Source organism: Glaciimonas sp. OK215, assembly GCF_057787885.1.
Genome location: NZ_CM173544.1, coordinates 3,833,092 through 3,845,847, shown reverse-complemented (window position 1 = coordinate 3,845,847; position 12,756 = coordinate 3,833,092). Strand labels below are relative to the sequence as shown.

Here is a 12,756-nt window from a genome sequence, read left to right as displayed (position 1 = left end):
GCCGGTACAAGTTCTTAGGCGGCTGCCTTAAGTTGGGGGAGTAATCGTCATGGCTAACAAAAAAGCCCATGAAATCGGGGTGAACGAGGATTGAGAATAGCCCGACTCGGATCTGCCAAAGCTGATCTAGAACAAATATGCCTGATATTGCCGGTCATTTATTAAAATGAAATGCAACTTTTCTTGACCTCCCGTTCCCTGACAGCCAAGTTGGTGCGGGAGAGGTTGGCCCGCAGGGAGTAGGGCGAAAACGCCACGCAGCATGCCCATGCAAACGAAATTTTTAGAGAGAACTGTTGTTCGAGCATGTATCCTTCTGCGTGATCGCAGAGCGTAGTCGACGTGGAATCGCGGCGAATAGTCCACTTTACATGTCGTAATTGATACGCGGCAATCTTGGAAGAAATCGAACAATGCGGGGGAGAGAAATGAGTACTGAGGATATAAAGGTTTGTCCCGTATGCGGAGAGACGATCAAGCAGGCAGCAATCAGGTGCCGCTTTTGCAATACCGATTTATTGGCCTTTAAAGCAGGCCAGGAGGCCGGAATTGAAAAGACCCTGTATTCAGGCCATCCGACGGTCATCTACAGTGCGTGGCAGTGGATACCAGTCGTTCTCACCGTGGGGATTGCGTACCTGTTCTACTGGTTCACCAGTATCGGGATCACCTACCAGATCACAACCCAAAGAATCAAGATAGAACGCGGAGTTCTGTCCAAAACCAAGGACAGTGTTGAGTTATTCACGATCGAGCATTTTGATCTGCATAAGCCGCTGGGAATGCGGCTGGCGGGGCACTGCATTCTACGACTTCGGTCATCTGATACCAATTTCCAGGCCGTATCAATCTACGGCATCCAGAACCTTGAATCACTGGCTGATACGCTACGCGAATGCTCGTTACGTGAGAGGACAAGGCGGCGCATTACTTCGATAATTCAGCCGTAATATTGGTTGGCTGCGTGTCCTTAAGGACCGTTGCAGTACGACTTAGCATCCGATTTTTGGAACTCGATCCAATGTTGAGAATGACCAACAATCAATTCGCTGCGTTATTCCAAGGCTTGCTTGGCATTGCCATGGCGTGCTGCTGCATGCTGGGCGTTGCGGCCGATCTGGAATTGGTGCCGGTGCGTGTCGCTCCCGGCGTGTATGTCGTGTATGGCGACCTCAAGGCGGCCAGCTACGACAACGACGCGCTGACAGTCAACCTCGGCTTTGTCGCCACCTCGGCCGGAGTTGTGGTCATCGACAGCGGTCCCTCTTATCGGGTCGCCCAGATGCTGCATCGAGCGATCCAGAAAGTCACCGGCTACCCGATCAAATACGTCATCAACACAGGTCCCGACCCGGCGCGCTGGCTCGGCAACAGCTACTTCAAGAAGCTTGGTGTGCCCCTGCTGGCCCATGAGGAAGCCCGCAAACTCATGGAAACGCGCGGCGCCGACCAGCTCAAGGCCATGCAGGCTCTGCTCCAGGACAAGGCCCATGGCACCGAACTCGCGCTGCCACGCGGTTTTTCCAATGACACACAAGAGATACGCTTCAGCGACAGTCTGCTGCAATTATTGTATTTCGGCCCTGCGCAAAGTTCCGGCAACATCGCCGTCTGGCTGCCGCGAGAGGAAATCGCGTTCGCTGGCGCCATCATGCAGTCCGATGCCTTGCTCGCGCTCAGCGCCGACAGCCGTCTTGCCAACTGGATTGCTGCCTACGATAGCCTTGCCAGCCTGCACCCGCGCCAGATAGTGCCCGGCCGCGGCACGCTCGGCAACCTGGCGCGCATGGACGCCGACACGCGCGCCTACCTCACAATATTGCGCGCCGAGATCGACCAAGCCGCGCAGCGTGGCGCGACCAATGCCGACATCATTTCTCAGACTCAGAAATCGACGGAACTTACCGCGTTCAAGCGGCTAGAGGGCTACGCCGAGTTGGCGCCTGCAAATGTTTTACAGGCTTTGCGGGAGAGGGATGGGCTGCGTTGATACTCAACCGGCTTGCGATATCCAGAAGGCGCTGCTCTGGTCTTGCCAGGGAAGCAACCCGGCTGACTGGGATGCAATCCCAGCCAGGCGTCCCCCTCAGCCGTCAATACCATGGGATTCAAGGGGATTCATGTAATTGCCCTTTTTGTTGCGGGGCGGCTTGACATACAAATTTTTTCAGATATATTGACACTTGTCAGTGGCCTTACCACTTGATAGCTTGATTATATAAATTATTTGCAATGCGTTTATTTCACCCCATCAGCGGCACCCGGTTATATCTCACATGATCGCCGTTCAGTTAGAAGTTGGTCCGTGATCCAGTTGATGGACCGGGCTAGCCGACATTCCGTAAAAATCGTCAGCAAGAAATACAACTATCGGAAAGATAGTCAACCAGAGTTATTGGAGACATAAATGGAGAAGAAGGCCTCTCTCGACAATCGATCGGCTGTACAAGAGTCGAAGTCGAAAATGAAAAAAATAGCCATCGCGAGCGTGATTGGAACAACGGTCGAATGGTACGACTTGTTCGTATTCGCCACGGCTTCCGCGCTGGTGTTCAACAAGATATTTTTCCCCAGTTTCAACCCGCTGGTAGGGACGCTGCTTGCGTTCGGTACCTTCGCTTCGGCGTATCTGGCCCGCATCGTGGGCGCTGCCGTGTTCGGTCACTTCGGAGACCGGCTGGGGCGCAAATCGATGCTCCTTATATCGCTACTGACAATGGGTATTGCCACTTTCTCGATAGGCTTGCTGCCGAACTATGCATCCATCGGGATCTGGTCACCGATCCTGCTGCTCACCTTGCGCGTCATCCAGGGATTGGCCCTGGGCGGGGAGTGGGGCGGCGCTGTGTTGATGGCTGTTGAACACGCGCCCCGTGAACAGCGCGGCCTATATGGCTCATTGGTGCAAATCGGTGTTCCGGCCGGGACACTTGTCGCCAATCTGGTATTCCTGTTTTGCACCCTGGTGTTCTCCAGTGAAGATATGCTCGCCTGGGGCTGGCGCATTCCATTCCTGGCCAGCATCCTGCTGGTCGGAGTCGGCCTGTATATTCGGCTCAATACGTCGGAAACGCCTTCTTTCGAAGCGGTAAAAAAGACCGAAACCCAGGTCAAGCTCCCGATCGCCGAAGTGTTTAAAAAATCCTGGAAAAAAGTCATTCTTGGCGGCATCGCAACCATGTCGACCGGCTCTTCTTTCAACCTGATGGTCGCCTTCGGCCTTACCTACGGCACGCAAACGCTGGGTCTGAGCCGGAATGCAATGCTATTCATCGTGCTGCTCGCATGTTTGCTGTGTATTGTCATGCTTCCGGTTTTTGGGGGACTGTCTGACAGGTTCGGACGCATGCGGGTCATCGTCTGGGGAATCGTCGCTGAAGCCGTCGTTGCATTTCCGTTTTTCTGGTTAATGGATACCAAACAGGTTCTGTTCGCGATACTCGGTTATATGCTGATGATGACCGCGTTCGCAGCGAACTACGGCCCGATCGCCACTTTTCTGGCAGAGCTGTTCGGCACCAAGGTGCGGTATTCCGGTTTATCGATCAGCTATATGCTGTCCGGGCTGTTAGGTAGTGCCGCCACGCCGATCATCACGACCGCGCTGCTGTCCATGACAGGGCATGGATCGTCGGTTGCCTGGTACATGATCGGCTCGGCCCTGCTTTCGCTGGTGGCATTGCTGCTGCTGGCAGAAACGGTAAAAAAAGATATCCCTAGCAGCGTGGAAGAGCGCAGCGAATGCCTCGTTTGAAAGAGAAATGCCCCGTGAACCAGCCTATTGACACGCAACTACTGGAACGCTTGCAGGAAGTGAGCTTTCCCACCCTCGGCCATTTTCTTGAGAATGGTTTTGCCGACCCGAAGATTCGCGCTTTGATCTCCAATGTCAAAGTCGTCGGCCGCGCTGTGACGCTGCTTCTTGCGGACGCCGACGCCATTGCCGTCAATCGCGCCTTGCAACAGCTCGGGCCGGGAGATGTCTTGGTCATCGATACGGCAGGAGATCATCGTCATGCGCCGGTTGGCGCTGTGACGGCATGTGCAGCGCAATGTGCCGGCGCCAAAGCAATTATTGTCGATGGCGCGGTCACCGACCTGCTCGAACTCCAGGAGATGCGCTTACCCGTCTTTGCCCGCGGAACCAGTCTTCTGACCACCAAGTTGAAAGACAGCGGGGCGAGTGTCTTGAACGGCGCCATCCACTGCGGCGGCGTTGTCGTGCATCCGGGAGACATCGTTGTTGCCGACGATAACGGGGTGCTGTTTCTGGATGCGGCGACAGCTGCCGCTGTGGTCGAGAAAGCGCTGGCATCTGATCGGGCCGAGCCAAAGCTGCTCGAACGGTTGAAAGCAGGGGAGCCAAGCTGCAAGGTACTGGCACAACAAGTGCCTGACCTGGGTCAGAAGTAAGGAGCTTTACGATGAACAATACGACGAACCGCGCTCACCTGCCACGCCGTCCGCCTTCGCTGCGGCGCGGCTGGATGTTTGTTGCGGGCATGGATACGGCAGCGCAAGTGGCGGCAATCAACGGTGGTGCGGACGTGGTCGTTGCCGATCTGGAGGAATTTACCGCAGCCGCCGACCGTCCGGTTGCGCGTGCCCGGATTGCCGCGATGTTGTCCGCATGCCGCGAACGTGGCGTTGTCGGCGCAGTGCGAGTGAACAAACTGGCGGTGGATGGCCGTGCAGATCTGGCGGGCGTGATGCATGCTCGTCCCGATGTTGTCTTTTTGCCGCATGTCGAAACGGCGGAGCAGATCGTTGCGCTTGCGCGGGAAATTTCCACGCTTGAAGAAGCGCACGACATACAGGCCGGTAGTACCGAGATCGTGCCCACGATCGAATCGGCTGCCGGATTGCTGGCCATCAGCGGCATATTGCGCGCCAGCGAGCGCGTCAAGGCTTGTTTGCTGGCGGCCGAAGATTTTGCCGCCAGTCTGGGTGCAGAACGAGGCGAGGACTGCGTCGAGCTCTTGCATGCACGCGGCCGCTTCCTGCTTGAATGCACTGCAGCCGCTTGTGTCGCCATCGACTGTCCTTTCACCTTTCGTGGAATACCCGCGCTGGAGGAAGATCTGCGTCTGGCGCGCCGTCTCGGATTCAAGTCGAAATGCGTGGTGTTTCCCGAACATGTCCAGGTGCTCAACAACGCACTGACGCCATCAGATCATGACGCGCATACCGCGCGTGAGTTATGCGCGGCGTACGAGCGGCAACGCGGCAATCCCGACTGCGATATTAGGTTGGTAGATTCGCAGTGGATAGATGCGCCTCGCTACAACAATGCACGTCGCCTGTTGGAACGTCACGCTGCCTTTTCCGACTATTCCAGATTTCAACCTGCGTCGCACACTGACGCCATCCCTACAAGTATGAGGACAATATGATCGCAACAAATTCCGCACGCAACGGCGGTCAGATACTAATCGAACAATTGCGCAACCACGGCGTGAAGCGTGTATTTCTGGTGCCGGGTGAGAGCTATCTCCCCTGCATAGACGCGCTCTATGATTGTCAGGACGCGATACAAGCGGTGGTCTGCCGCCAGGAAAGCGGTGCCGCGTATATGGCGGAAGCCTATGGGAAATTGACCGGCGAGCCGGGGATTTGCTTTGTCACGCGCGGACCGGGCGCAACCAACGCCAGCGTCGGCGTCCACACCGCATTCCAGGATTCGACGCCGATGATTCTCTTTGTCGGCCAGGTCGGCAATGATTTCTATGAGCGTGAAGCGTTTCAGGAGATCGATTACCGGCGCATGTTCGGACAGATGACCAAGTGGGTCGCACAGATCGACCGCACCGAGCGTATTCCGGAATACATTGCGCGCGCGTTTGCCGTGGCGACCAGCGGCCGGCCCGGCCCGGTGGTGCTGGCATTGCCGGAAGACACCTTGTGGGGAACGGCCGAGGTTGCCGATCTGCCACACTACGTGCGCGCAAGCAGCAGTCCCAGCGCCCCGGATATCGAACGCATGCGCTCAATGATTGAAGCTGCCGAACGGCCGTTCATGCTGGTCGGCGGCAGCGGCTGGAACGCCGAGGCTAGCGCGCAACTGCATCAATTCGCCGAACGTTTTGACCTGCCTGTCGGGGTTGCCTGGCGTCGTCTCGAATGCTTTGACCAGCGCCATCCGAATTTTGCCGGACATGTCGGCTGGGGGATGACGGAAGCATTGCGCAACCGGGTCAAGGATGCCGACTTGATTCTGGCCGTCGGCACCCGGCTGGGCGAAGCCAGCACCGAGGGTTACACCGTCATCCAAAGCCCGCGCCCGACCCAAAAGCTGATTCACGTTTATCCCGACCCGAATGAATTAGGGCGCGTGTTCATGCCGACCCTCGCCTTGACCGCCAATGCGGTGGGCTTTGCCGCCGCCGTGGCCGAACTCAGGCCTGCGCGGTCGCCGGCATGGAGTGCCATGACACGCCAGGCGCATGCGCAATATCACGATAGCCTGGAGCCTTTGGCAGCGCCGGGGGCAATGAGTCTCGATCGCGCCGCGCAATACGTGAGCACCCATTTGCCCGCGCAAGCATGCATTACGGTCGGTGCCGGCAACTACGCGCTGTATCCGCACCGCTACCGCCAGTTTTCCGGACTGGGCACCAGCCTTGCCTCGACCGTCGGCACCATGGGTTACGGCTTACCCGCAGCCATTTCAGCGAAGCTGGAGCACCCCGAACGCACCGTCGTTTGCTACGCCGGCGATGGCTGCTTTCAGATGACTATGCAAGAGCTGGGCGTGGCGATGCAATACAAGCTTGGGATCGTTGTTCTGGTGTTCAACAATGGTATGTGGGGAACGATACGCGCCCATCAGGAGCGGGAATTCCCGGCGCGGCCAATGGCGTTGAATTTCGACAATCCTGAGTTCACTGACCTGATACGCGCTTATCACGGCTATGGCGAAATCGTCGAAAAAACCGAGGATTTCGGCCCGGCGTTCGAGCGCGCTCGTGCGTTTGCCGATCGCGAGCATTTGCCCGCATTGCTGGAAATCCGGTATGACCCGGACGGCATCGCACCGGGCGATACCTTGTCCGCGATTCGTCGGGAAGCATTTATCCGGCAACAGCAACCCGCTTGAAGAGAGAAATTTTATGCAAAGCAGACGCAATAAGATCGCGATCAATGGCGACCGCCTATGGCAATCGCTGATGACGCTGGCACAAATCGGGGCAACCGACAAGGGCGGCAATTGCCGCCTGGCCTTGACGGCTCTGGATGGCGCGGGCCGGGATCTGGTGGTGGGATGGATGAAGGACGCCGGGCTGAGCGTCAGCGTGGACCGGATCGGCAATATCTTCGGCCGGCGTGCCGGCAGCAACGATGCGCTGCCGGCGATCATGACCGGTAGCCATATCGATACCCAGCCTACCGGCGGCAAATTCGACGGTTGTTATGGCGTGCTGGCCGGCCTGGAAGTCATGCGCACCTTGCAGGAACATCAGGTGCAGACCGAAGCGCCGCTTGAGCTGGCGATCTGGACCAACGAAGAAGGATCGCGGTTTGTACCGGTGATGATGGGCTCGGGCGTATTCGCCCAAAAATTCACGCTTGAAACCGCGCTCGATGCGCAAGATCTCGCCGGGCTCTCGGTGCGCGACGCACTGCAGGCGATTGGCTATGCCGGTACGGCGCCGGTTGGCGATCGGCCACTGGGAGCGTACTTTGAAGCGCATATCGAGCAAGGGCCGATTCTTGAGCATGAAGACAAGGTCATCGGCGTCGTTACCGGCTCGCTCGGCGTGCGCTGGTATGACGTGACGGTCACCGGCATGGAGATGCACGCAGGACCGACCCCCATGGCCATTCGCAAAGACGCGCTGTTTGCAGCCACCCATCTGATGCAGGAAGTGGTGCACATCGCCAATGCCAACCAGCCGCATGGGCGCGGAACGGTCGGGGCGGTGCAGATACATCCCGGTTCGCGCAACGTGATTCCGGGGCGCGTGATGTTTACTGCCGATATCCGGCATGAGGACGAAGCAACGCTGGATGCGATGGATCGCCGTTGGCGCCAGGCCTGTATCGCTGCGCAGAAAAAATTCGGCCTCACCGTGGAATTGAAAGATGTCCAGTATTTCAAGCCGACGCCATTCGACCCGGGATTGGTGGGCATGATTCGCGACGGTGCAGCGCAGGCCGGCTTGTCGCATATGGATATTGTTACAGGTGCCGGTCATGACGCCGTGTACATCGCATCGATCGCACCGACGGCAATGATTTTTGTCCCCTGCAAGGATGGCGTCAGCCACAACGAAATCGAAGACGCCAAGCCGGAGCATCTTGAAGCAGGCTGCAATGTGCTGCTGGCGGCAATGCTGGCACGATCGGGCCGGGCGCAGTGAGCGGCATCCCGGAATTATTTATCACGGAGTAACGAATGAATTTACATGATTTAGCTTATTGGCAAGAACGTGCGGCGACACTCCGGATTCCGCGTCAGGCGTTTATCGATGGCCGTTTTGTCGAGGCAAAAAACGGGGCGACGTTTGCCGCGTTCAGTCCGGTCGATGGCCGCAAGCTGGCGGACGTGGTTGCTTGCCAGGCCGAGGATGTCGATCTTGCCGTGGCTGCGGCACGGCGCACTTTCGCGTCCGGCGTATGGGCGCGGATGCACCCGCGTGAGCGCAAACAGTGCCTGTTGCGCTTGTCCCGGCTGATCGCGCAGCATGGCGAAGAACTGGCATTGCTGGAGACGCTCGATATGGGAAAGCCTATCGGCGACGCGTTGTCGTATGACATCCCCGAAACGGTGAAATGTTATGCCTGGTATGCCGAAGCATGCGATAAGCAATACGATGAAATCGCGCCGACCGGCGAAGACGCTCTGGCGACGATTACGCGGGAAGCAATCGGGGTGGTGGCTGCCGTGGTGCCCTGGAATTATCCGCTGATGATGGCGGCGTGGAAGCTCGCTCCGGCCCTGGCAGTCGGCAATAGCGTGATCTTGAAGCCGGCCGAACAGTCGTCTTTGAGCGCCCTGAAACTGGCATCGCTGGTGACCGAGGCAGGTATCCCGGCGGGAGTGTTCAACGTAGTCCCCGGACTTGGCGCGGTGACCGGCAAGGCGCTCGGACTGCACATGGATGTCGACTGTATTGCCTTTACCGGCTCGACCATGACCGGCAAACGCTTCATGGAATATTCCAGCCAGTCCAATCTGAAGCGGGTCTGGCTGGAATGCGGCGGCAAATCGCCCCACATCGTGTTCGCGGATTGCCCGGATATGGACAAGGCGGCGCTGGCGGCTGCAACCGGCATATTTTCGAATCAGGGCGAGGTCTGCATTGCGGGTTCGCGGCTGTACGTGCAAGACAGTATCTACGATAGCTTCATGGCCAGGGTAGAGCACTTTGCCAAGGGCATGCTTCCCGGCGATCCGCTGGATCCGGGCGCGACGATGGGCGCGATCGTGGATGAGCAGCAGATGCGCAAGGTCTTGTCGTATATCGACGCCGGCGTGCAGGAGGGGGCGCATTTGCGCAGCGGCGGCAAGCAGGTACGTACGGCCAGCGGCGGCTACTATATCGAGCCGACCATCTTCGACTGCGCGCAGCAGGACATGACCATCGTGCGCGAAGAAATCTTTGGGCCCGTTCTGGCGGCGCAGAAATTCGCTACCGAAGAAGAGGCGATCAGGCTGGCGAACGATTCCCCGTACGGTTTGGGTTCAGGGTTGTGGACGGCTAATCTTGGCCGGGCGCATCGGGTCTCGCGCCGCCTGCGGGCCGGGCTGGTCTGGGTCAACTGCTACGCCGATGGCGATATCACGGTCCCGTTCGGGGGCGTCAAGCAATCCGGCTTCGGACGCGACAAGTCTTTGCACGCGCTCGATAAATACAGCGACCTGAAGACGACCTGGTTCAACCTTACCCTGTGATCTGAATCCGTTATGCGGACGTCTTGAGAATTATGGCGGCCGATCAGATTCGCGGCTTGCTATCGGCGTGTGGCGTGATCCTGCCGCAAGGAATCGCGAACATTGACGCCCGCCTACCTGAAGCTGCTTGAATAAACACGCTCACCTCCGAAAAATTATGGAACATTCAACATTTACTGATATTTTTGATTGGCCTGACAGCTATAATTTCTGCTGGGAAAATTTCTGTAGAGATAATAATGACAATAGCTTTTCGCACTACGATCGTTACGTTGATCTGTTTGGCAAGCAGCACACTACATGCGCAGACCGTTGATCGTCCCGCACTCAAAGAGGGTGACAAGTGGGTCTATAGTGTGCGTGTGGATGAGGACAGATCTGGAACAATCAACTCCTCCACGCGCAAATGGGAATCCTCGATCAATCGCGCTGGTTTGCACACCATCATCCTTGCCAGTAAACCGGTTGACAGCAATTTGCCGCCAAAAGAATCCAGCCTCAATGCCGACTGGAGCGTCACTCGTAGTCTCAATGGAAAAAATGCGGTAACTTCTCGTCCGTATGACTTTCCGATGCAAGCAGGCAAAACGTGGAAATTAGAGACACTCGAAGAAAAACCTGATTCGCAAGCTAAAACGCAAAAAATCTCGTTGCAATACACAGTTGTGGGCTGGGAGGATGTGAAAGTAGCAGCAGGTACTTTCAAGGCGCTTAAGATTGAAGTAGAAGGTGAGTGGGCAAAAGAATTCGAGCAGCGCGGTGCTTCGACCAGCAGCGCCGCAGGCAGTGCCGCAACTGGAGCGACTATTGTCGTGCAGGCGCGTGCTCCTTATACGCCGCCGCCAGTCAGCGGGCGCCTGTACAAGGCCTTATGGTACGTACCGGCAATTAAGCGTGACGTAAAAATCATTGACGAAGACATGAGTGCCAGCGGTGCGCTTCATAAGCGGACTACCGAAGAGCTTGAGTCTTTTTCTGTCCAATGAGGAAATAAGATCACGTTCCAGCGAGGTGCGATCCCACCTCGCCAAGTTGGCGGCGGCTTCGCAGGTCGTCTGTAAAAAATCGAGAAGCGTGGAATCCGGGGAATTCGATTGCCGCGCGCCATAGCCAACCCGGCGCCATATGACGGGCTTGCGAAAAAGAAAATGGGCCGCAATGCGACCCGTCAAAACCTCCCACGCACACGCTTTACTTCTTGGCGGTCTGAGTAACAGTTTTTTCTACCGCTTGCGAAAACTGGCTCGTGACCGTGGTCAGATTGGTTTCCAGCGCTTCCACCGTTTGTTTGGCGGTCTTGGTCAACTGCTCGTAGCGGGCATTGGCGTTGTCAAAGGCCGATTTCAGTATCGCTACCGCGCGTTCGGAACCGGCCGGTGCGTTTTTGGTGACTTCGTTCACCAATCATATTACCTTGCGGTGGGCATCGGCAATTTGCGCTTCAGCGGCTGCGGTGAAGTCAGTTTGGGTGCAAGACGCAATAGCAGCCAAGTGACGGCCATAGGCCAGCGCCTTTTCCGTATTCGGCTGCGCTTGTGCTGCGCTCAGCGCGAAAAATTCCTGTGGGTTTTTGGCGGAGAGCAGTTGCTTGGCAGTAACGGCGGATTCCGCCACTGACGCTTTAGCTACACTGACGTTCAATTCGATCACTTTTGTGACGCTTTCAAGCGCTTTGCCGGTCAGCGCATTGATCATGGCGAGTTGGGTCTCGAAGTTGGCCTTGATAGCGGTTGAAAATTGTTCTGGAATCGAAAGCATGGATTTTTCCTTGATGTTCAATAGATACTTTATATGAGCTGCCGCCGATATGGGGCACAGCAACAATCAGATGCGGAAAATGCTGCATAGTCAGCGAATTTGCCATATCAAGACATATTTGTGCGTTGTAGTCATATATGACTACAAACAGGGCGCACCCTAGCACATGTGTTGTCCGCCATTGATGGCGATGTTTGCTCCGGTCACAAACGCCGCCTCATCCGCCGCCAGATAAGCGACCAGGCCGGCAACTTCCTCCGGCTTGCCCAGGCGCCCCATCGGAATCTGCGGAATGATCTTGCTGTCGAGTACCTCCGGCGCAATCGCCATCACCATCCTGGTGCCGATATACCCCGGCGAAATGGTGTTCACCGTCACGCCCTTGCGCGCCACTTCCAGCGCCAGCGCCTTGGTGAAGCCATGCATGCCGGCCTTGGCCGCCGCGTAGTTGCTTTGTCCGAACGCACCTTTTTGCCCATTCACCGACGAGATGTTGATGATGCGCCCCCAGCCGCGTTCGACCATGCCATCGCACACCGGCTTGGTCATGTTGAATACGGAATCGAGATTGGTGTGCATCACCGCATCCCAGTCGGGCTTGTCCATTTTCTTGAAGGTCATGTCGCGCGTGATGCCGGCATTGTTGACCAGCACATCGACCGGGCCGACGTCCTTCTCGATGATGCGGATGCATTCCCTGGCCGACGCGTAGTCAGCCACATCGCACGGATAGGCGCGGAAGTTGTAACCCTGTTGTTCCATCGACGCCAACCATTCGTTGGCCTTGGTATTTCCCGGCGAATAGGTCGTGATCACCCGGTGGCCCAACGCTGCCAGCTTGATGCACACCGCTTCGCCTAAACCGCCCATGCCGCCGGTCACTAATGCAATTCTTGCCATGTTCTTGCTTCCTTGTGTTTTGGATTGTGATGCCGTTGAAAATAACACCGCTTGCTGAACCACTGCCGTGCGCGCTCTTCGTTATGAACAGCGGTACATACCGGATCAATCCGTCATTGCCCGTTCATCTGACGGCTTGTCGCGTTGGCATATTTTTCAAGCGCGATTTTTATGCGTCAGCATATCCCTATTACTTACATCAA

At 56.8% G+C, this 12,756-nt stretch carries 11 protein-coding genes and 1 pseudogene; 9 read left to right on the top strand and 3 right to left on the bottom strand.

All coding sequences use genetic code 11. From position 1 onward, the window contains the following. Positions 1-428: 428 nt before the first annotated feature. The 9 genes from AC3CHX_RS17690 to AC3CHX_RS17650 all read left to right on the top strand — a co-directional run bounded on the left by AC3CHX_RS17690 (position 429) and on the right by AC3CHX_RS17650 (position 10,881). Positions 429-950, top strand: a complete 522-nt coding sequence (locus AC3CHX_RS17690) for a PH domain-containing protein (protein WP_488629338.1) — start codon at positions 429-431, stop codon at positions 948-950. A 71-nt stretch (positions 951-1,021) separates the two neighbouring features. Continuing rightward, on the top strand, positions 1,022-1,990 hold the full coding sequence (locus AC3CHX_RS17685; RefSeq protein ID WP_488629337.1) for an MBL fold metallo-hydrolase: 969 nt from the start codon (positions 1,022-1,024) through the stop codon (positions 1,988-1,990). A gap of 474 nt (positions 1,991-2,464) precedes the next feature. Further along, positions 2,465-3,754 (top strand): MFS transporter, encoded by a 1,290-nt coding sequence (locus tag AC3CHX_RS17680; protein WP_488629336.1) that lies wholly within the window; start codon positions 2,465-2,467, stop codon positions 3,752-3,754. Between the two features lie 14 nt (positions 3,755-3,768). Further along, entirely contained in the window at positions 3,769-4,413 is a 645-nt protein-coding gene (locus AC3CHX_RS17675) for an RraA family protein (protein WP_488629335.1), read from the top strand. Positions 4,414-4,424: 11 nt separating this feature from the next. After that, entirely contained in the window at positions 4,425-5,393 is a 969-nt protein-coding gene (locus AC3CHX_RS17670; protein ID WP_488629334.1) for an HpcH/HpaI aldolase/citrate lyase family protein, read from the top strand. Further along, positions 5,390-7,096 (top strand): thiamine pyrophosphate-binding protein, encoded by a 1,707-nt coding sequence (locus tag AC3CHX_RS17665; protein ID WP_488629333.1) that lies wholly within the window; start codon positions 5,390-5,392, stop codon positions 7,094-7,096. Before AC3CHX_RS17670 ends, AC3CHX_RS17665 begins: the two co-directional genes overlap by 4 nt. A 13-nt stretch (positions 7,097-7,109) precedes the next feature. After that, a complete protein-coding gene (locus AC3CHX_RS17660) occupies positions 7,110-8,360 on the top strand; it encodes a Zn-dependent hydrolase (protein ID WP_488629332.1) in 1,251 nt (416 codons plus the stop codon). 35 nt (positions 8,361-8,395) lie between these two features. Then, positions 8,396-9,895, top strand: a complete 1,500-nt coding sequence (locus tag AC3CHX_RS17655; RefSeq protein ID WP_488629331.1) for an aldehyde dehydrogenase — start codon at positions 8,396-8,398, stop codon at positions 9,893-9,895. A gap of 239 nt (positions 9,896-10,134) precedes the next feature. After that, positions 10,135-10,881 carry a hypothetical protein gene (locus AC3CHX_RS17650; protein ID WP_488629330.1) on the top strand — a complete coding sequence of 249 codons (747 nt, stop codon included), beginning with the start codon at positions 10,135-10,137 and terminating at the stop codon, positions 10,879-10,881. Here AC3CHX_RS17650 and AC3CHX_RS17645 read toward each other — a convergent pair. From AC3CHX_RS17645 to phbB, 3 genes and pseudogenes are all read right to left on the bottom strand, one after another. Beyond that, entirely contained in the window at positions 10,765-11,067 is a 303-nt protein-coding gene (locus AC3CHX_RS17645; protein WP_488629329.1) for a DUF5996 family protein, read from the bottom strand. The two genes, AC3CHX_RS17650 and AC3CHX_RS17645, sit on opposite strands and share 117 nt — an antisense overlap. Before the next feature lie 19 nt (positions 11,068-11,086). Further along, a pseudogene (phaP, locus tag AC3CHX_RS17640) lies at positions 11,087-11,653 on the bottom strand (TIGR01841 family phasin). Positions 11,654-11,812: 159 nt separating this feature from the next. Continuing rightward, positions 11,813-12,553, bottom strand: coding sequence for an acetoacetyl-CoA reductase (phbB, locus tag AC3CHX_RS17635; RefSeq protein WP_488629328.1), 741 nt, complete (start codon positions 12,551-12,553; stop codon positions 11,813-11,815). Between the last annotated feature and the right edge of the window lie 203 nt (positions 12,554-12,756).